Genomic DNA, 18,393 nt, shown 5'->3' with positions numbered 1-18,393 from the left:
TATCAATCCTTCATCGCGATTGGCACCTGACAAATGCCCAGGGGCGCGCTTTCGTTCCCTGCGCCGGCTATGAGATCACCAGATCGCCATATTTCTCGCGCACCCGCACCATCGCCTGACGGTAGGGGGCAAAGATTTCTTCGAACACGGCGGCCAGTTCGGGGGTCATCTCTGCCCTGGGACCGACGTTCACCGGGTCCAGCGGGATTTCGCTTTCAAGGGGCGGGATGTCCAGAAACGCGCAGATCGCATCGACGGTCTTTTGCGGATCGGCCCACATGTCTTCACACTGGATCAGGCGCACGCGGCCGGGACCGAAGGCGGCGACCAGCCTGTCCACATGTTCCTCGGTCTGCGACTGGGGCAGGATGTTGGGCGACAGCAGCAGCGCGCGCAGGGCATCGGTGGGCAGCGCGGAAAGGTCGCTGTCCTGGCCGCCGAATTTCAGGTGGAACTTGGCGTGGCTGAAGGCCCGCGCGACGGGATCGCGAAAGCAATAGGTGACGCGCAGGTCACCGGCGAGCCGCCCCACCTCTTCCAGCCCCTGGGGCGGGATGGTGCAGGTCAGGTTGGAAAAATCCGCCGCCCATTGATCGTCCCGGATGCCCTTGAACATGTCCTCATACCAGCCGGGGGTGTTGACGGGGCGCAGGTAATCCGCCGCCCATTGCAGCAGGTATTGATAGCGATAGATCGCCCTGTCCGAGGACAGTTCGTTCAGCGCGAATTTCTGCGCCTTGCGCTTGCGCACGAAGTCGCTGAGAATCCGAACCGATCCATAGCGTTGCGACAAATAGTTCAGTTCCTTTTCGGGGGAAAAGAAGATCTGCCGGTGTTTCTTGAGAATGCCGAACAGATAGGTCGTCCCCGCCTTCATCTGCCCCGCGTTCAGGTAAAGCCGCCGCAGCCGTTTGGTCATCTTGCCCTGCCCTCAGATCGCCAGCAGCCGGTCCACGTAATCCCCGATCGAGGTCGCGGACCAGACCGGCTTGCCGTCCGTGTCATCGTTGCGCAGCTTATGCGACAAGCTTGCGGCGGTGTCACCCTCTTCGGCCATGACGACATGGGCATGGCCCGCCAGCTCGGCCAGCGCACCCGAGGGGCGGATGACGGTCTGCACACCCAGCGACAGCGCCTCGCGCGCGGCAAGGCCAAAGCTTTCCTGCACCCGGCTTGGCATCAGCATGACATCGATGGCGCCAAGGGCCTGGGCGGCATAGGTCCAGTGAAACGGATCGGCGACGGTGACGCCCGGTCCCTGCTGGCCGATATACCAGGGCCGCGCCGTGCCGCGGCCGATGTCGAACAGCACGACATGCGAATCTGCCCCGCCATTGGCCTGGTCGATGAACTGGCGGATCAGCGTCCAGCCCTTGGTTTCGCCCGGACCGCCGACGAATCCGTAAACCGCCTTGCCCGCCTGCCTTTCGGCAAGCCCCGGCGCGGGCGGCAGGCCGGTGCCGGGGGGCAGGATCATCTCGGCCCGGTCGGGGTTGGACAGCACATGCGCATTGCCGGGCGCGTCCCCGAAGATCTCGCCATAACCGCGGCGCAGGAAGTCCGAGGGAAAGACGACCGCGTGGCAGCCGTTCAATATCTGCCGGGCGCTGCGATAGGTTTCCTCGATCAGCCCCGGAAACCAGGCGCATTGGCGGCACGACAGCGCCCCGATATCGCGGTGGCAGCGGGTGCCGTCGGGCAGGGTGCGGAACCCTTGCAGGCAACCCCAGAAGAAATCATGCGCCACGATCCGGGCACGGGCCAGCCATTTGGGGTCGCGCAGGAAGTCCATGATGCCCATGTTCTGCACCGCGTGAACGACGATGACGTCGGGCTGCACGATCTCGGCCACCTCGGCCAGGAGCGAGGTCGCGACGGGGCTGGAAAAGCGGTTGTCGGGGCCGGGAAAGACATTGTTGATCGCGACGGTGCGGCCAAAGGGCGTATCGAAGACCGTCATGTCCTGACCGGCGGCGCGGTGGGACAGGCAGACGTTCGTGACCTCGTGCCCCTGCTGCACCAGCCCCCATGCCAGCTTTTCGGCCACCACCGTCGCACCCCCGATGGAGGAGGGGAAGAAATAGAGGTTGATGTTCAAGACCCTCATGCGCGTGCTTCCGCCTGGGTTGCCAAGATCCCCAACCCCTGGACAAAGACGCGGCGATAGGTGGCCGCCGCGCTTTCGGGACCGTAGAGGGCATTCACCGCCGCGCGCAGATGGGCGATGTTGTGGCTGCGCATCTCCAGCGTGGTGGCGCCGTAGCGGCCGGCGCCGGCCCAATCCTCATCCTCGACCGCCAGCAGGTTCGCGCCCATGCCCTCGCCGATGGGCGCGTAAGCCCCGACCGGCGAAAAGATCGCCTGGGTTCCCGCCAGCGCGGCATCCATCACCCGGATCGGCGTCTTGGCGCTGTTGAAGCCGGTGCGGGCCAGCGGGATCAGCACCGCCTGCGCACGCGAGATATGGCCCAGATAGATATCATATTCCTCGAACGGGATGGCGACGATATTGCCTTGGCGAAAGTCGATCTTGCCCAATTCGGTCGCGGCAAGGTGGTTGCCCATCGTGACCAGCGACCAGGGCCGTTCCGCGATCTGATCGTAGGCGCGCAGGAAGGCGGACAGCATCTGCAATTCGGTCGTGATCGACCCCGAGGGCGTCGTATAGGCAAAGGTATATTCCGCCAGCCCCGGCGGGCGGGCGGTGCAGTCCTCTTCCAGGAAATTGGGCAGGACATGGATCGGCTTGTCGGCCAGCGCCGAACCGGGCTTGCCATAGATCCGGCCCAGGTAATCGGTCGAGACGATCAGCCCGTCGCAAAGCCGCGCCGTCTGCAACAATCGGTCGGCCAGCGCCATCAGGTTTTCGCCCATGCGCTGCGGAATTTCGCGCAGGATGCCCGATTGGCGGACCGCATCCGAGCCGACGATCAGGTCGTCGAACTCAAACACGAGGCGCGCACCCGTGGCGCGCAATTCATCCAGCAAGGGCTGGGCCAGCGCCGTGCGATAGACGATCACCGCATGGGCGAAGGGCAAGAGCGAGCGGATGCGCCCCAGTTCCTCAGGGTGGGCATGTTGGGCGCGGATGCCGATCTTCGACAGGTAGCGGATCTTTTGCAGAATGCGGTAATGGACGCATTGGCGGATCTGGATATCCGACAGGATCAGCACGAAATCGCGCGTGACCGGCGCGGGGGGCAGCGACTGAACCGCGCCCGCGATACGCGCGGCGATATCGCTGGTGAACTGGTCTTCCAGCCGGGCGGGACGGGGCGGCCCCTTGTCCGTCCGCATCCGCAGCCGCGCCATGATGCGCGAGCGCAGGAAATGCACCGTCCTTCTGACCGCGACACCCGTGCCCTGTAGCTGCGCCACCTCTTTGAAGGCGCGGTGGTAGTGCTGCAATTTCCGCATCATGGCTGACAGGCTTTTCCCGCGGGTGATCGGTTCGGTTCAGCCAGATAACCCGCATTGGTCTGTCGTGCAATGAGATGCCCCGACACGATCAGGCGACCGGCGGCCTTGGCTTACCATCCGGCGGGTAAAGAAGGGGTTAAGAAAACCGCCCTATTCCCGCGCCTGCTGCATTTTCCGGCGCATTTCCCCGATTGCGCCCGCCAGCCCCAGAAAAACCGATTCCGCGATCAGGAAATGGCCGATGTTCAGCTCGGCCAGTTCGGGAATCGCGGCGACGGGGCCGACCGTGTCGAAAGTCAGGCCGTGGCCCGCGTGAACCTCGAGCCCCAGCGAATGGGCAAGGGCGGCACCCTCGCGCAGCGCCTGCAATTCGGCGTCGCGCGCGGCGGTCGCGCCTTCGGTGTCCAGGTCGCAATAATGGCCGGTGTGCAACTCGACCACGGCGGCGCCGATGCGGGCGGCGGCGCGGATCTGGTCGGGCTGGTGGCCAATGAACAGCGACACGCGGCAACCGGCATCGCGCAGGGGGGCGATGAATTCGGCCAGCCCCGCCTCGTCCCGCGCGACGTCCAGGCCGCCCTCGGTCGTGCGCTCCTGCCGCTTTTCGGGGACGATGCAGACGGCATGGGGGCGATGGCGCAGGGCGATCCGCTGCATTTCCGCCGTCGCGGCCATTTCCAGGTTCAGCGGCAGCCGCAATTCGTCCATCAGGCGCGAAATGTCGTCGTCGGTGATATGGCGGCGATCCTCGCGCAGATGGGCGGTGATGCCGTCGGCCCCGGCCTCTTCGGCGATGCGCGCGGCGCGCAGCGGGTCGGGCCAGGGCGTGCCCCGCGCATTGCGAATGGTCGCGACGTGATCGATGTTGACACCAAGGCGCAGCATGAATTCCTCCTGATCTGCGCGCAGGTTAGCCCAGTCCCGCAGCGGGGGCGAGTCCCGTCTCGGCCACCCACCACCCCGGACGCGAGAGGTTCCGCGCCGCCCGCGCCGCGGCATCGGCATCGGGAAAGATGCCGAAACAGGTCGCGCCGGACCCCGACATCCGCGCAAGCAGCGCCCCCCCGTCCCGCAGCGCCGCAAGACAGTCGGCGATTTCGGGCAGAAGGGCGATGGCCGGGGCTTGCAGGTCGTTGCGGGTCCGGCGCAGCCAGGCCAGCAGATCGTCCAGACCGGCCCATCCGGCGGGCGTCGGCAGGGGCGGGTTCGCCTTGTCGGCCAGCGCGGCAAAAACCTGCGGCGTGGACAGCCCCTTGCCGGGATTGACCAGCACCATGTGAAAGGGCGGCAGGGGCGGCAGGGGGTCCAGAACCTCGCCCAGCCCCCGCATCCGCGCGGGGCGCGAGGCAAGGCAGACCGGCAGGTCCGCGCCAAGCCGCTCGGGCTGCGCGGGGCGGACGCCAAGCCCGCGCAGCACCGCCGCCGCATCGGCGGAACCGCCCCCGATGCCCGAAGCCAGCGGCAGGTTCTTTTCCAGGTGAATCGCGGCCTCGCGCCCCGCCAGCCGCGCGGCGCGCAGGCAAAGGTTGCCCTCGCCCGCGTCCAGCCCCGCCGCGAAGGGACCCGAGACACTCAGCGACAGCGGCCCCGGCACAAGCGTGACCCGATCGCCCCGACCGGCAAAGACGACCAGCGAATCCAGCAGGTGATAGCCGTCGGGCCGCTGGCCGGTGACATGCAGCGCAAGGTTGATCTTGGCGGGCGCAAGCAGGCTGACCGCCCCCGCCTGCACCGTCCCCGCCAGCGTCATTCCTGCCCGTCCCCTGCGTCCGCCTCGTCGGCCATCACGGCGTCCAGGCCCCGGTCCAGCTTGTCGCGGATGCGGGCGGCGTCTTCCTCGGTCTCGGGGTCCAGGCTCAGCGCGCGCTTCCACTGGATTTGCGCCTCGCGCTTGCGGCCCACCATCCAGTAGATGTCGCCCATGTGGTCGTTGACCAGCGGATCGCCGGGCATTACGGCGGCGGAACGCTCCATCGGATCGACGGCTTCCTGATAGCGGCCAAGGCGGAAATAGACCCATGCCAGCGAATCCAGGATATAGCCGTCATCGGGGCGCAGTTCGACGGCGCGCTCGATCAGGTCCAGCGCCTCGTCCAGGCGTTCGTTGCGGTCGACCAGGCTATAGCCCAGGTAGTTCAGCACCTGCGCGGATTCGGGCTGGATTTCCAGCGCGGCGCGAAAATCGCCCTCGGCCCGGTCGAAGCGGCCCGAGCGTTCCAGCGCGATCCCCCGCGCATAAAGCGGAAACCAGCGCATGTCGCCGGTCTCGGGCAGCAGCGCCAGCGCCTTGTCATAGGCGGTGACGGCCTGCGAGAATTTCTGCTGCTGGCGGAACAGGTCGCCAAGCGCGATCCAGCCCTGCGCCAGTTCGGGATGGGCGGCGGTCAAGGCCAGCGCGGCCTTTTCGGCATCGTCCAGCCGCTCGGCCTGCGCAAGGGCATCGATACGCGACAGTTCGGCGATGGGGCGCATGGCGCCCTGTTCGCGCAGCCCGTCGAATTCGCGCTCGGCCAGTTCGAACTGGCCGAAGCCTTGCAGAAGCTGGGCCGAGATCAGCCGCGCCTCGTCCAGGTCAGGGGCAAGGAACTGGGCCAGCCGCGCCTGCACCAGCGACAGCGGATCGGGACCCTGCGGCGACACCAGCGCGACAGCAAAGGTCAGAAACACCTGCGCCATCCCGTCGGCAGGCGAGGCGATGGAATCGAAGGGCACCGTCTCGCCCGCCGCCAGCCGGTCGCGCAGCGCGACAAGGCCCGGCTCGTCGGCAAAGCCCGGCTGGCCTTCCAGCAAGACCATCGCGGCGGCGTTCTGTTCCAGTTGCGACAACACTTGCGCACGGGCAAGGATGCCCAGGTAATGGTCCGAGGCCGCGCTTTCGGTCAGCAGTTGATCGGCAGCTTCGTAATCGCCCACCAGCGCCTTGGACAGGCCCAGGTTATAGGCCACGATGGGACGCGCGCCCCGGATCGAGCCCAGTTCCTCGAAGGCCGCCAGCGAATCGTTGGCCCGGCCCGCGCCAAGCAGCGCCCATGCCCGCAAGAGGCCCTCCAGCAGGCTGGCGTCGTCGGGCTGGTCGTCGGCCCGTGCGGCCTCGATGCTGGTTTCCAGCTCGGCCACCAGGTCGTCCCATTGCCCCGAACCGGCAAGCGAGACCCAATGCGTCAGCCGCGCCAGGTCGGTGCCTTCGCCCTCGGCCATGACGCGGTCGGCCAGTTCGGCGGCCTGGTTCATCTGCCCCGCCGAGATCATGGACACCAGCGCGCTGTCCTGCAGATAGGGATCGCCCTCGTCGTGGGCCAGCGCCCGCTGGTAATAGCGCGAGGCCGCGCGATAGTCGTTTTCCATCGCCGCCGTGCGCCCGGCCAGGTAAGGCCCGGCCAGCCCGCGCGTCAGCGGCACCTGCGGCAGGTTGTCCTGCGAGGGGTCCTCGCCCTCGGGCGCAGGCGCATCCGCCGCCGCTTCCTGGGCATGCAGGTTCGGCGCATGCAGGGGCACGGCAAGCAGCGCGATCAGCGCCAGCGGGATCATTGCGGTTTTCACGTTCTCAGGCCCAATCAGACAAGACTGCTGCAAGCGACCCTAAACGCGGCACGGGGGTTGGGCAACGCCATCCCCCGCCACCGGCCCGCGCTTGCCGATCACATATTCGGGTAATTCGGCCCGTCGCCGCCCTGCGGGGTTGTCCAGTCGATGTTCTGCGACGGGTCCTTGATGTCGCAGGTCTTGCAATGGACGCAGTTCTGGAAATTGATCTGGAAGCGCGGGCCGCCCCCGTTCTGATTGGCCGCATCCTCGACCACCTCGTAGACCGCCGCCGGGCAGTAACGCTGCGCGGGTTCGGCATATTCGGGCAGGTTCACCGCGATGGGGATCGCCGGGTCGCGCAGCTTCAGGTGGCAGGGCTGGCTTTCCTCGTGGTTGGTAAAGGAAAACGCCACATTGGTCAGCCGGTCGAAGCTGAGTTTCCCGTCCGGGCGCGGATAGTCGATCGGCTGGAAATCCGCCGCCTTGCCGGTCGCCTGCGCGTCCGTCTTGCCGTGTTTCCACGTCCCCAGCGGGTTCCAGCCGGTCAGGTTCGCCACCCACATGTCGAAACCGCCAAGCGCGAGGCTGGCCGTCAGCCCCAGCTTCGACCAGATCGGCTTGACGTTGCGCACGGGCTTCAGGTCCCTGGCGATGGCGCCGCTGCGGACCTCGGCCTCGTAATCGGTCAATTCGTCGCCCTCGCGGCCTGCCGCGATGGCCACCGCCGCCGCCTCGGCCGCGGCGATGCCGGACAGCATGGCGTTGTGGTTGCCCTTGATGCGCGGCACGTTCACCAGCCCCGCCGAGCAACCCAGGAGCGCCACCCCCGGCGCAACCATTTTCGGGATCGACTGCCAGCCGCCTTCGGAAATCGCCCGGGCGCCGTAAGCGACGCGCTTGCCCCCCTCCAGCAGTTCGGCGACCATCGGGTGATGCTTGAAACGCTGGAATTCACTATAGGGCGACAGGTAGGGGTTGGCATAGTTCAGGTGGACGACGAAGCCCACAAGCACCTGGTTTCCCTCAAGATGATAGATGAAGCTGCCGCCCCCCGCGTTCTTGCCCAGGGGCCAGCCCATCGTATGCGTCACCGTGCCGGGGCGGGCCTTGGCGGGGTCGATCTCCCAGATCTCTTTCATGCCGAGGCCGAATTTCTGCGGCTGATGGCCCTTGGAAAGTTCGTATTTCGCGATCAGTTCCTTGGCGAGGCTGCCGCGCACACCCTCGGCGATCAGGACGTATTTGCCGCGCAGGATCATGCCCGGCTCGTAATGCGGGCCGGGGGTGCCGTCGGCGTTCAGCCCCATCTCGCCCGCGACGACGCCCGCCACGCGGCTGCCCTCGTAGACCAGTTGCGAACAGGCCATGCCGGGAAAGACCTCGACCTCCAGCGCCTCGGCCTGTTCGGCCAGCCATCGGCAGACATTGCCCATGCTGACGATATATTTGCCGTGGTTCGACATCAGCGGCGGCATCGGCCAGTTCGGCACGCGAACCTGACCGGCGGGGCCGAGGATATAGAAATTGTCCTGCGTCACCTCGGTCGTGACGGGCGCGCCCTTTTCGCGCCAGTCGGGAATCAGCCGGTCCAGTCCGGACGTGTCCAGCACCGCGCCCGACAGGATATGCGCCCCGATCTCGGACCCCTTCTCAAGCACGACGACCGACAGTTCGGGGTCGATCTGCTTGAGCCGAATCGCCGCCGACAGGCCCGCCGGACCGCCGCCGACGATCACAACGTCGTAATCCATCGACTCGCGCTCGATTTCCCCCATAGCTCGGTCCCCCGCCTGGCAATACGTTTCGCCCGACAGCAGTAACGCGGTTTTCCGCCATGGGCAACGCTTGCAAGCCCGCGCAGATTGCCGCCGCATCTTTCGGACGCATCGTCATGCGGGCTTGCATGACGCCCGCGATGGGTTCACGATGCCCTGGTGTTTTTACCCGAACGCCCCTGCCGTCATGGCGGGGGCGTTCGAACAGCATCGGTATGCTACTGCCGCCGAAAGGACGTCGAATGGAAAAGATCTTGTTGACCCGTGCCGGTTTCGATCAGTTGGACGAAGAACTGCGCCAACTGCGCGGGGTCGAGCGCCCCTCGGTCATCCGCGCCATCGCCGAGGCGCGCGAACATGGCGACCTGTCGGAAAATGCCGAATACCACGCCGCGCGCGAAAAGCAGAGCTTCATCGAGGGCCGCATCAAGGAGCTTGAGGCCATCATCGGGCGCGCCGAGGTGATCGACCCCGCCAAGCTGTCGGGCAGCATCAAGTTCGGCGCCACCGTCCGGCTTGTCGATGAGGACACGGACGAGGAAAAGACCTATCAGATCGTCGGCGAACACGAGGCCGACCTGGAGCGCGGGCTGCTCAACATCCGCTCGCCGCTGGCACGGGCGCTGATCGGCAAGGAAGAGGGCGACAGCGTCGAAGTCGTCACCCCCGGCGGCGGCAAGTCCTATGAAATCCTGACAATTCGCTATCAATAGGGGTGTTTGCGCGCGATGAATGACCTGCGCGAAAGACTGACCGGGGCCGGGGCCGTCCGGCTTGGCGCCATCGCAACGCTTGTCTGGGTGGCGCTGGTGGCCTTGTCGTGGTTCCTGGGGGCCGGGGACACGCGGCAGGACCTTGCCGAGCGCCTGCTGCACTGGGCCGGAATCGTCACGCCGGTCGCGCTGATCTGGCTGGCGGTCTGGACCGCGGGCGCGCTGGACGCCCTGCGGCACGAGGCGCAGTCGCTGCGCGACACGCTGGACGCGATGGGCCAGCCCCGGCACGATCCGCGCGGACGGGGGCCGGGTTCGCTGGCGCCGGGCGACAGCGCGACCCGCCCGGTCGCGCCCGCCCACACGCCCGCCGAACCGCAGCCGCGCGCCGAACAGTTGCGCCCGCCCGCGCAGCCGCGCCCGGCCCGTGCGGCCGAGCCGCGTCCCGCCCCGCAAGGCGACACCCGGCAGGGCGACCTTGCGCTGGACCCACCCCCGCCCGAGGTTTCCGCCCATGAACTGGTCGCCGCGCTGAACTTTCCCGACGGGCCGGACGACCGCTATACCATCGCCGCCTTGCGCAAGGCGCTGGCCGATCCCGAGATCGCCCGGCTGATCCGCGCCGCGCAGGATGTGATCACGCTGATGGCGGCAAGGGGCATCTACATGGACGACGCCCCGCCCCGCTATCCCGATGCCGCGCTGTGGCGCCGCTTCGCGGATGGTGCGCGCGGCACGGCGGTCCAGGCCCTGTCGCTGGACGCCGACGCCAATGCGCTTACCCTTGCCGCCGAGATGCTGCACGGGGACGAGGTCTTTCGCGACGCCGCGCATCATTTCCAGCGCCATTTCGACCGCCTGATCCTGCGTGCGGCGCAGGAATTCGACGACGAGTTGCTGGCGGCCCTGTCCGACACCCGCTCGGGCCGCGCGTTCACCATGCTGGCGCAGGTGAAGGGCACCATCGGCCAGGGGGTCGAGGCCGAATCGCAGCCCTGACGCCGTTCCTGCCGGACGCTATGGCACGTCGCGGCGCATGACCGCCGCGCGGCCAAGCCACGACGCCGACCACGGCCAGCCGATCCGGTGGCGGCCTTGCGGCGAAAAACCCGCCGCTTCGTAGAAACGCAGGGCCGCGCGGTTGCGCAGGGCGACCTCGGCGCGCAGGCCGGGATAGCCGCGCCGCGCGGCATCAGCCAGGGCGTGCGCCAGCAGCGCCCGCCCGACGCCCCGCCGCTGCCAGCGGTCCGCGATGGCCAGCCCGTCGATCACCATATCCGCCGTCGCCGGTCCCGGACGGAAAAGCGGCATCAGCGCCCCTGTGACCCCGGCGAATGCGCCCAGGGCCGCGCGGGCGTCGGCGGTCATCCCAAGAAACCCGCCGCCGGCGTCGCGCAGGCCCAGAAGGCCGATCAGCCCGCCGCCGCCATCCAGCGCGGCCAGCGCCATCCGGGGCTGCATGGCGGCGCGGATAAAGCGCTCAGCCCGCGCGGCAGGCACGGGAAAGGGCAGGACTTGCGCACCGAAATGGCGCAGGTAAAGCCCCGCCGCCGCGTCCTGCAACCGCGGCGCGATTCCGGCTTCGATCCGAAAGGCGGAAAAATCGCCCGCCGTGGTCCTTGTATTCCCCATGCGCTTTCGCCAATCTGCCGCCAACAGGACAGGCTTTCCCCGATTTTCCGATATGGCACCGATTCCGCAACCCTTGCCTGCGGGCAACCAGTCTCACGCCCAGGGGCATGAGGCGCGCGTGCTGGCGCGCAGCCCCGCCCAATGCTTCCACCACGGGCTGCTGCACAGCCTGCCCTTCCTGCTGGTGATCCTGCCCTTCGGCCTGCTGTTCGGGGTCTTCGCGGCCGAGGCGGGGCTGGACCTGTGGCAGGTCCTGGGCTTTTCGCTGCTGGTGCTGGCGGGCGCGTCGCAGTTCACCGCCGTCCAGTTGCTGGCCGATCAGGCGCCGGTGTTCGTGGTCGTCGTCTCGGCCCTTGCGGTGAACTTGCGGATGGCGATGTATTCGGCCTCTATCGTGCCGTGGATCGGGCAGGCGAGGCCGGGGGCCAGGGCGGCGGTCGCCTATCTGATGATCGACCAGACCTATGCGCTGGCGATGCAGCATTACGAAAAGCATCCCCGGCTGAGGCTGGACCAGCGGCTTGCCTATTTCTTCGGAACCGCGCTTGGAGCCTGCCTGCCCTGGGTGGTGGTCAGCCTGATCGGCGCGAAGCTGGGCAACGCGATCCCCGAAAGCTGGGCGCTGGATTTCGCGATCCCGATCACCTTCCTGGCCATGATCGCGCCGATGCTGCGGACGCTGGCGCATCTGGCGGCGGCCTTCGTGGCGATGGTGGCGGCGCTGGCCTTCGCCTTCCTGCCCTCGGGGCTGGGAATGCTGATCGCGGCGCCGCTGGCGATGGCCACCGGCGCGCTGGTCGAAACATGGACCGAGCGGCGCAAGGCGGGGCTGGCCTGATGTCGGACCTGACCATCTGGATCGTCATCCTGGTCCTGGGCGTGGGCACATTCCTGCTGCGCTGGTCCTTTCTGGGCGCGCTGGGCAACCGGCCCCTGCCGCTGTGGGCGACAAGGATGCTGCGCTATACGGCGGTGGCCGTGCTGCCCGCGCTGGTCGCGCCGCTGGTCCTGTGGCCCCCCGCGACCCAGGGCCAGACCGATCCCGCCCGCCTGCTGGCCGCCGTCGCGGCGCTGGCGGTGGGTGTCGTCACCCGCAACACGCTGGCCGCCATCCTTGCGGGTGGCGGGACGCTGTTTGCGATGCTGTATCTGCTGGGCTGATCAGCGGACCTGCTGCAAGCGGCCCTCGGGCCCGTAACCCACGATGGCACCGGATTTCTGGCGCAGCAGCACGTCGTGGTTGTTCGCCGGATCGCCGTCCATGTGACGTTTGGAGGTCACGTTCGGCAGGGTCAGGAACCATTCGCGCAGCTTGTTGGGGTTGAAGCCCGTGGGCGCGCCCTCGAACCCCGGCAGGCGGCGCAGCGTCTGGCCCGTGGCCACGGCGCAGAAGCTCTTGTTCGTTGCGCCCTGCTGCTCGGCCGAGCGGATGGCGGCATCGGCAAGCTCGCGGCTGACAAGGATCGTATCCTCGGCCACCCAATAGGTTTCGCGGGCGTGATAGTCGATGTAGAAGTTCTTGAAATTCGGCGTGATGCCGTAAAGCACGTCATGGCGTTCGGGAATGGCGGGATGTTCCCACGACCCGGCGGGGTCGAAGATCACCCGCTGGCTGCCGTTGATCAGCAGCGCGGAATGCCCGCCCTCGCCGCGCGGAATGCCGATCACCGTGAACAGCGTGATCGAGGGCGGCTCGTCCGAGACATAGCGCGCGTTGCGCACCGCCTCGTCGCTGGCCCATTTTCTGTCGGCGCCGCATGCCGCGAGAATCGCGGGCACGCTCAGCGCAAGGAAGGTCCGCCGATGCAATGGGGTCAGCTCCGCTTGTTCTTTGAGGTCAGGAATTGGCCAGCGCCAGGAAGATCACGACCAGAATCGACAGCACGACGACCCAGCTTGCCAGTTTCAGAAAGCCCTGAAAGGTCCTTTGCTGTTCGCGGGTGTCCATTTCCCCGACGGTATGGTGGGTGACTTCGTGATGATCGGCCATGAGTGATCCCTGGGTTTGCAGCGTTTGACAGACGGATAACCGATGAATGCGGCGCTGTCACGCCCCCCCATAGCACAGCGCCGTCCGCGGTCTTGCCGCAGGGCCACACCCGGCCCGTGGCGGCAAGATGGTTGATGTGGCCGACCGCCTCGGCCAGCGCCAGGCCATAGGCCGCCGGGCCGACCTTGCGGCGAAAGAGGATGTCGAAACACCCCGCCGCCGTTCGCGGCCCGTGGCGCAGCGCCTCGACCATCCGGTCCAGCACGATCCGGTGGTTTTCGGCCATCTGGGCCAGCCGCTCGGGCAGGCCGGCATAGGGCAGTCCGTGCCCCGGCAGGACAAGCTGGCCGGGGCGCGCCAGCCCGCCAAGCCGGTCGCAGCTTTCCAGCCAGTCGCCGACGGTATCGGCCAGCGGCTCGGTCGGATAGACCCCGAGATTGGGCGAGATCGAGGGCAGAAGCTGGTCGCCCCCGATCACCAGCGCCCCGTCCTGCGACCACAGCGTGACATGTTCGGGCGCATGGCCGTTGCCCATATGCACCGCCCATTCACGGGTGCCGATGGTTACGGTCCCGCCCTGCGCCAGCCGGGTAAAGCCGGGCGGCAGCGGGTGGCAGGTGTCGGCCATGTTGAAGGGACGCTCGGCCCCGCGCGCGGCCAGCATCGCGGCGGGCATCCCGGCGGCGCGCCAGAAGGCCAGCGCCTGTTCGGTCGGACGTTCCTGCACGTCCAGTACCTGCATCCGCGCCATCAGCCATGCGGTGCGGCTGGTCAGCAGTTCAGCCCCGCGTCCGACGAACCAGCCCGCCAGCCCCATGTGGTCGATATGGTGATGGGTCACCAGCACGCGCCGGACCGGGCGGCCCCGCAGGGGACCGTCCAGCAGCGCGCGCCAGATCGCGCGGGTGCGGCCCGAATCGATGCCAGTGTCGATCACCGTCCAGGCGTCGCCGTCCTCCAGCGCGTAAAGGTTGACGTGGTCGGGCCGCATCGGCAGCGGCATGCGCAGCCACAGCACGCCCGGCGCCAGCAGCACCGCCTCGCCCGGCGGCGGAGGCGGCGTCGCGACCGTCCGAACCATGCCCCCTAGCCCGGCACCCCGGCCAGCGCGCCGTCGCTGATCGCTTCCAGATCGGCAAGGCCCGCACGGGCCTCGGTCAGATCGGCGGCGAAATGGGGCAGGACGCGGGTGATGTAGATCCGCGCCAGCGTGACCTGATCCCCACCCCCCGCAGCGGCGGCGCGCAGGTGGAAATGCGCACCAAGAACCCGCGCGAAGGCGGCAAGATAGGGCACCGCGCCCGCGAAACGGTCGTCCGGCTGGCGTTCCAGCAGGTCCTGGGTCGCTTCCCGCAATGTCTCGGCGGCCTGCCAGACGTGATTGGCCAGATCGGGCAGGCCGGCCTGGGCGGATTGGGCGCCGTCCAGAACCTCGTCCAGCAGGTTCATCGCGGCGGCCCCGTCGTCGGACAGCTTGCGCCCGACCAGGTCCATCGCCTGAATGCCGTTCGTGCCTTCGTAGATCGGGGTGATCCGGGCATCGCGCAGGAACTGGGCGGCGCCGGTTTCCTCGATATAGCCCATGCCGCCGTGGACCTGCACGCCCATGTCGGCCACGCGGCAGCCGACATCGGTGCCATGCGCCTTGGCGATCGGCGTCAGGAACGCCGCGCGCGCCGCCCATTCCGCGCCGCCGGTCGCGCGCGCCATGTCCAGCGCCACGCCGCAGGCAAGGCAGATCGCGCGCGCGGCAAAGACCTCGGCCCGGCCGACGGCCAGCATCCGGCGCACGTCGGGGTGGCGGATGATCGGGCCCATCTGGTTGCGCTCGGTGGCGTATTCGACGGCCTGTTGCAGCGCCGCCTCGGCCACGCCGACGCCCTGGATGCCGACGCCCAGACGGGCACTGTTCATCATCGTGAACATCGCGGCCATGCCCTTGTTTTCCTGGCCGATCAGCCAGCCCGTCGCGCCCTCGAAGCTCATCACGCAGGTGGGGCTGCCGTGGATGCCCAGCTTGTGTTCCAGGCTGACGACCCGCAGGCTGTTGGCGGTGCCGGGACGGCCGTTCTCGTCGGGGATGAACTTGGGCACCATGAACAGGCTGATCCCCCGCGTTCCGGCAGGCGCGTCCGGCAGGCGCGCCAGAACCGCGTGGCAGATGTTTTCGGTCAGGTCGCCATCGCCCCAGGTGATGAAGATCTTCTGCCCGGTGATGCGATAGGTCCCGTCGCCCGCCGGTTCGGCCCTGGAGGTCAGCGCACCGACATCGGAGCCGGCCCCCGGCTCGGTCAGGTTCATCGTCCCCGACCATTCGCCCGAAATCAGCCTGGGCAGGTATAGCGCCTTGATCGCATCGTCGGCGTGATGTTCCAGCGCGTCGATCTGGCCCTGGGTCAGCAGCGGGTTCAGTTGCAGTGCAAGGCAGGCGCCCGACAGCATCTCGTTCACGCCGACGTTCAGCGACAGCGGCATTCCCATCCCACCATGCGCCGCATCCGCCGACAGCCCGATCCAGCCGCCTTCGGCCAGCGCGGCAAAGCCCCCCGCATAGCCCGGCGACGACCGCACCACCCCGTTTTCCAGCCGCGCCGGGTTCAGGTCGCCCGCGCGGTTGAGCGGGGCAAAGACCTCGGACGCGATCCGGCCCGCCTCGGTCAGAATGGCCTGAACGGTGTCCGCCGAGGCCTCGGCAAAGCGGTCGGTGGCCGCGACCTCGGAAAAGCCCACGACATGGTCCAGGATGAAACGGATCTGTTCGACTGGAGCGCGGTATGCCATATGTTCAAAACCTTCGGTTGGCAGCCTGGCGTCGGATCAGGCAAATGTTAATGGACCTCAGCTTATCGTGAATATGCAACCCGGCAACCTCGACCCGACGTCAATTCGGCAGGGCCAATGAAGCAGGCGACCGCGATCCTGACGGCGGACGATGCCGGCATCGCCGCCGCCTGCGCGCTGCTGGCGCAGGGCCATCCCGTGGCGATCCCGACAGAGACGGTCTATGGCCTTGCCGCCGACGCGACCGACGGGCGGGCGGTGGCGCGCATCTATGCCGCCAAGGGGCGCCCGGCCTTCAACCCCCTGATCGCCCATGTCGCGGATATTAAGGCCGCGCGGCGCATCGCCCGCCTTGGTCCGCAGGCCGAGGCGCTGGCGCACGCCTTCTGGCCCGGCCCGCTGACGATGGTGCTGCCGTTGCGTGCGGATGCCGGGATCGCCTCGATCACCACGGCGGGGCTGCCCACCATCGGGCTGCGCGTGCCCGCCCATCCGACCGCCCGCGCCCTGCTGCGCGCCTTCGGCAAGCCGCTGGCGGCGCCTTCGGCCAACCCCTCGGGGCGGGTCAGCGCGACGGCGGCGGGCCATGTCGCCGATCCGGCGCGCGGGCTTGGCGGGCGCATCCCGGCGGTGCTGGACGCGGGCCCCTGCGCGGTCGGGGTCGAATCGACCATCATCGGCTGGACGGCGCAAGGCGATCCGGTCCTGCTGCGCCCCGGCGGCATTCCGGTCGAGGCGATCGAGGCCCTGCTGGACCGCCCCCTGCTGCGCGCGGGCGCAAACCCGGACGCGCCGACCTCGCCCGGCCAGCTTGCCAGCCATTACGCGCCCGACGCACCCCTGCGGCTGAACGTGACCGATCCCGCCCCGGACGAGGTGCATATCGGTTTCGGCCCCGACAGCGGCGGTGCGCTGAACCTGTCGCCAGCGGGCGACCTGACCGAAGCCGCCTCGCACCTGTTCGACCTGCTGATCCGGGCGGACATGACAGGCAGGCCGATCTCGGTCGCGCCGATCCCGGAACAGGGGCTGGGGGCAGCGATCAACGACCGGCTGCGCCGGGCGGCGGCCCCCCGCCCTTGATCAACCGCGCCCTTGATCACGCGCGCCCGGCGGCGGATGACAGCGCCAGCGGGTCGATCCCCAGGCCGCGCATGGCCTTGAGCCATTTCGTGTCGTTCTCGGCGCCAAAGATGATGTCGTCGCCCCGCTCGGCCGTCAGCCAGCCGTTTTCCAGAATTTCATTGTCCAACTGCCCCGGACCCCATCCGGCATAGCCAAGCGCCAGCAGCGCGGGCTGCGGCCCCCTGCCCTGCGCAAGGTCTTCCAGGATGTCGCGGGTGGTGGTCATGGCAAGGTCCTCGCCGATGCACATGGTGCCCTCGGTCTGGTCGTCGCGGGGGCGGGCGCGGTGCAGGACAAAGCCGCGACCCGGCTCGACCGGGCCGCCGAAGCCCACGGGGACGGGGTCGGCTGACGCGCCGCCCTCGATCCCAAGCTGTTGCAAAAGCTGGGCGAAACCCAGTTCGGGCAGCGGGCGGTTCACCACCAGCCCCATCGCGCCGTCATCCGAATGGGCACAGACCAGGATCACCGATCTTTCGAATCGCGGATCCAGCATGCCCGGCATGGCGATCAGCAATTTGCCGGTCAGGTTGCTCGACTGGTCCATGCGCATTCTCCTGTCGCTTTTCATCAAGATCGGGGCTTGGGGCGGATTAGGCAAGGGATTGGCGAAGTTGTGACTTCACCCTGCCCCACGCGCGCGGCATTGTCGCGGGCATGAAAGTGATCGCATTCCTTCTTGCATCGGCGCTGCCGCTGGCGGCGCAGGACCTGCCGCCGGGGCTGGAATCGGCCCGCCTGCTGCCCGGATGGGTGACCGGCGACGGCCACCGCATGACCGCGCTGGAGCTGGTGCTGGAACCGGGCTGGAAAACCTATTGGCGCAGCCCCGGCGAAACCGGCATCCCGCCCAGCTTCGACTGGTCGGGTTCGGAAAACATGGGAAAGGTGACGATCCACTGGCCCCGCCCGCAGGTGATCGAATCGGCGGGCGAGGCCAGCCTGGGCTATCACGACCGGCTGGTGCTGCCGATCCGCATCGCGCCGCAGGCCGAGGGGCACCCGATCCGGCTGGCGGGTTCGGTCGAATTCGGGCTGTGCCGCGACATCTGCGTGCCCGCCCATGTCGCGCTGGACCCCGCGCCCGCGGGTGCCGAGGCAGATCCCGCGATCCTGCGCGCGCTGGACGACCAGCCCGCCCGCGCGCAGGTCCAGCCCCCCTGCCGGGTCGAGGAAATCGAGGACGGGATGCGCATCACCCTGACCCTGCCCGACGGCCCGACGCCCGAGGCCGCCGCGATCGAGCTTGGCGACAGCGCCATCTGGTCCTCGCCCGTATCGCTTGAGGCGGGGGGCGGCGGCGCGACGGCATCGGCGGAATTCGTGGACGACAGCGGCAAGCCCTTTCCCATCACCCCCGCCGAGGTGCGCCTGACCCTGATCGCGGACGGCGAGGCGACCGAATACCAGGGTTGCCGCGCAGGGGACTGAT

The 18,393-nt window shown here is 68.2% G+C and carries 18 protein-coding genes and 1 pseudogene; 6 read left to right on the top strand and 13 right to left on the bottom strand.

All coding sequences use genetic code 11. From position 1 onward, the window contains the following. Positions 1–67: 67 nt before the first annotated feature. The 7 genes from Q0O97_RS05285 to Q0O97_RS05255 all read right to left on the bottom strand — a co-directional run bounded on the left by Q0O97_RS05285 (position 68) and on the right by Q0O97_RS05255 (position 8,720). The gene (locus tag Q0O97_RS05285; protein WP_294925945.1) at positions 68–919 is read right to left on the bottom strand and encodes a sulfotransferase; all 852 of its coding nucleotides are present in this window, start codon (positions 917–919) and stop codon (positions 68–70) included. A gap of 12 nt (positions 920–931) precedes the next feature. Continuing rightward, complete coding sequence (locus tag Q0O97_RS05280; RefSeq protein WP_294925944.1) at positions 932–2,107, bottom strand: glycosyltransferase; 1,176 nt, start codon at positions 2,105–2,107, stop codon at positions 932–934. Next, positions 2,104–3,420 (bottom strand): hypothetical protein, encoded by a 1,317-nt coding sequence (locus Q0O97_RS05275; RefSeq protein ID WP_294925943.1) that lies wholly within the window; start codon positions 3,418–3,420, stop codon positions 2,104–2,106. Before Q0O97_RS05275 ends, Q0O97_RS05280 begins: the two co-directional genes overlap by 4 nt. Positions 3,421–3,570: 150 nt before the next feature. Continuing rightward, positions 3,571–4,305 (bottom strand): pyridoxine 5'-phosphate synthase, encoded by a 735-nt coding sequence (locus Q0O97_RS05270; RefSeq protein ID WP_294925941.1) that lies wholly within the window; start codon positions 4,303–4,305, stop codon positions 3,571–3,573. Between the two features lie 25 nt (positions 4,306–4,330). Next, a complete protein-coding gene (locus Q0O97_RS05265; RefSeq protein ID WP_294925939.1) occupies positions 4,331–5,170 on the bottom strand; it encodes a 4-(cytidine 5'-diphospho)-2-C-methyl-D-erythritol kinase in 840 nt (279 codons plus the stop codon). Then, the gene (locus tag Q0O97_RS05260; RefSeq protein WP_294925937.1) at positions 5,167–6,960 is read right to left on the bottom strand and encodes a tetratricopeptide repeat protein; all 1,794 of its coding nucleotides are present in this window, start codon (positions 6,958–6,960) and stop codon (positions 5,167–5,169) included. Before Q0O97_RS05260 ends, Q0O97_RS05265 begins: the two co-directional genes overlap by 4 nt. Positions 6,961–7,058: 98 nt before the next feature. Next, positions 7,059–8,720: an electron transfer flavoprotein-ubiquinone oxidoreductase gene (locus tag Q0O97_RS05255; protein ID WP_294925935.1), complete on the bottom strand. Its 1,662-nt coding sequence runs from the start codon at positions 8,718–8,720 to the stop codon at positions 7,059–7,061. A gap of 242 nt (positions 8,721–8,962) precedes the next feature. Between Q0O97_RS05255 and greA the strand changes: the two genes are divergently transcribed. Both greA and Q0O97_RS05245 read left to right on the top strand, forming a co-directional pair. Next, entirely contained in the window at positions 8,963–9,433 is a 471-nt protein-coding gene (gene greA, locus Q0O97_RS05250; protein WP_294925933.1) for a transcription elongation factor GreA, read from the top strand. 15 nt (positions 9,434–9,448) lie between these two features. Continuing rightward, on the top strand, positions 9,449–10,432 hold the full coding sequence (locus Q0O97_RS05245) for a hypothetical protein (RefSeq protein ID WP_294925931.1): 984 nt from the start codon (positions 9,449–9,451) through the stop codon (positions 10,430–10,432). 18 nt (positions 10,433–10,450) lie between these two features. Here Q0O97_RS05245 and Q0O97_RS05240 read toward each other — a convergent pair whose 3' ends face one another. Next, on the bottom strand, positions 10,451–11,065 hold the full coding sequence (locus Q0O97_RS05240) for a GNAT family N-acetyltransferase (protein ID WP_294925929.1): 615 nt from the start codon (positions 11,063–11,065) through the stop codon (positions 10,451–10,453). 118 nt (positions 11,066–11,183) lie between these two features. Here Q0O97_RS05240 and Q0O97_RS05235 point away from each other — a divergent pair, with 118 nt between their 5' ends. Together Q0O97_RS05235 and Q0O97_RS05230 are read left to right on the top strand one after the other, a co-directional pair. Continuing rightward, positions 11,184–11,903, top strand: a complete 720-nt coding sequence (locus Q0O97_RS05235) for an AzlC family ABC transporter permease (protein ID WP_294925927.1) — start codon at positions 11,184–11,186, stop codon at positions 11,901–11,903. Then, complete coding sequence (locus Q0O97_RS05230) at positions 11,900–12,226, top strand: AzlD domain-containing protein (RefSeq protein ID WP_294926003.1); 327 nt, start codon at positions 11,900–11,902, stop codon at positions 12,224–12,226. Before Q0O97_RS05235 ends, Q0O97_RS05230 begins: the two co-directional genes overlap by 4 nt. Here the strand turns inward: Q0O97_RS05230 and Q0O97_RS05225 are convergent, their stop codons facing one another. The 4 genes and pseudogenes from Q0O97_RS05225 to Q0O97_RS05210 form a co-directional block, all read right to left on the bottom strand. Continuing rightward, positions 12,227–12,874 carry a hypothetical protein gene (locus tag Q0O97_RS05225; RefSeq protein ID WP_294925925.1) on the bottom strand — a complete coding sequence of 216 codons (648 nt, stop codon included), beginning with the start codon at positions 12,872–12,874 and terminating at the stop codon, positions 12,227–12,229. It lies immediately after the preceding gene. A gap of 28 nt (positions 12,875–12,902) precedes the next feature. Then, complete coding sequence (locus Q0O97_RS05220) at positions 12,903–13,013, bottom strand: aa3-type cytochrome c oxidase subunit IV (RefSeq protein WP_294926001.1); 111 nt, start codon at positions 13,011–13,013, stop codon at positions 12,903–12,905. Positions 13,014–13,164: 151 nt separating this feature from the next. Then, positions 13,165–14,136 (bottom strand): annotated as a pseudogene (locus tag Q0O97_RS05215) (MBL fold metallo-hydrolase); the annotation flags it as partial. Between the two features lie 5 nt (positions 14,137–14,141). Continuing rightward, positions 14,142–15,836: an acyl-CoA dehydrogenase gene (locus Q0O97_RS05210; protein ID WP_294925923.1), complete on the bottom strand. Its 1,695-nt coding sequence runs from the start codon at positions 15,834–15,836 to the stop codon at positions 14,142–14,144. Between the two features lie 117 nt (positions 15,837–15,953). On the opposite strand from Q0O97_RS05210, the gene Q0O97_RS05205 reads away from it, so the two are divergent. Beyond that, positions 15,954–16,919, top strand: coding sequence for an L-threonylcarbamoyladenylate synthase (locus tag Q0O97_RS05205; protein WP_294925921.1), 966 nt, complete (start codon positions 15,954–15,956; stop codon positions 16,917–16,919). Positions 16,920–16,935: 16 nt separating this feature from the next. Here the strand turns inward: Q0O97_RS05205 and Q0O97_RS05200 are convergent, their stop codons facing one another. Continuing rightward, positions 16,936–17,508 carry a YqgE/AlgH family protein gene (locus Q0O97_RS05200; protein WP_294925919.1) on the bottom strand — a complete coding sequence of 191 codons (573 nt, stop codon included), beginning with the start codon at positions 17,506–17,508 and terminating at the stop codon, positions 16,936–16,938. A 110-nt stretch (positions 17,509–17,618) separates the two neighbouring features. Here Q0O97_RS05200 and Q0O97_RS05195 point away from each other — a divergent pair, with 110 nt between their 5' ends. Continuing rightward, a complete protein-coding gene (locus Q0O97_RS05195; RefSeq protein ID WP_294925917.1) occupies positions 17,619–18,392 on the top strand; it encodes a protein-disulfide reductase DsbD domain-containing protein in 774 nt (257 codons plus the stop codon). The last annotated feature ends 1 nt before the right edge of the window (position 18,393 follow it).

This window comes from uncultured Paracoccus sp. (genome assembly GCF_945915435.1).
Taxonomy (GTDB): Bacteria; Pseudomonadota; Alphaproteobacteria; order Rhodobacterales; family Rhodobacteraceae; genus Paracoccus.
Note: the sequence above shows the minus strand (reverse complement) of the source record. Positions and strands in the feature narration are given on the sequence as shown.

Coding starts and splice junctions, on each gene's coding strand:
- Q0O97_RS05285 (WP_294925945.1), bottom strand. CDS start 919: ATGACCAAACGGCTGCGGCGGCTTTACCTGAACGCGGGGCAGATGAAG.
- Q0O97_RS05280 (WP_294925944.1), bottom strand. CDS start 2,107: ATGAGGGTCTTGAACATCAACCTCTATTTCTTCCCCTCCTCCATCGGG.
- Q0O97_RS05275 (WP_294925943.1), bottom strand. CDS start 3,420: ATGATGCGGAAATTGCAGCACTACCACCGCGCCTTCAAAGAGGTGGCG.
- Q0O97_RS05270 (WP_294925941.1), bottom strand. CDS start 4,305: ATGCTGCGCCTTGGTGTCAACATCGATCACGTCGCGACCATTCGCAAT.
- Q0O97_RS05265 (WP_294925939.1), bottom strand. CDS start 5,170: ATGACGCTGGCGGGGACGGTGCAGGCGGGGGCGGTCAGCCTGCTTGCG.
- Q0O97_RS05255 (WP_294925935.1), bottom strand. CDS start 8,720: ATGGGGGAAATCGAGCGCGAGTCGATGGATTACGACGTTGTGATCGTC.
- greA (WP_294925933.1), top strand. CDS start 8,963: ATGGAAAAGATCTTGTTGACCCGTGCCGGTTTCGATCAGTTGGACGAA.
- Q0O97_RS05245 (WP_294925931.1), top strand. CDS start 9,449: ATGAATGACCTGCGCGAAAGACTGACCGGGGCCGGGGCCGTCCGGCTT.
- Q0O97_RS05240 (WP_294925929.1), bottom strand. CDS start 11,065: ATGGGGAATACAAGGACCACGGCGGGCGATTTTTCCGCCTTTCGGATC.
- Q0O97_RS05220 (WP_294926001.1), bottom strand. CDS start 13,013: ATGGACACCCGCGAACAGCAAAGGACCTTTCAGGGCTTTCTGAAACTG.
- Q0O97_RS05210 (WP_294925923.1), bottom strand. CDS start 15,836: ATGGCATACCGCGCTCCAGTCGAACAGATCCGTTTCATCCTGGACCAT.
- Q0O97_RS05205 (WP_294925921.1), top strand. CDS start 15,954: ATGAAGCAGGCGACCGCGATCCTGACGGCGGACGATGCCGGCATCGCC.
- Q0O97_RS05200 (WP_294925919.1), bottom strand. CDS start 17,508: ATGGACCAGTCGAGCAACCTGACCGGCAAATTGCTGATCGCCATGCCG.
- Q0O97_RS05195 (WP_294925917.1), top strand. CDS start 17,619: ATGAAAGTGATCGCATTCCTTCTTGCATCGGCGCTGCCGCTGGCGGCG.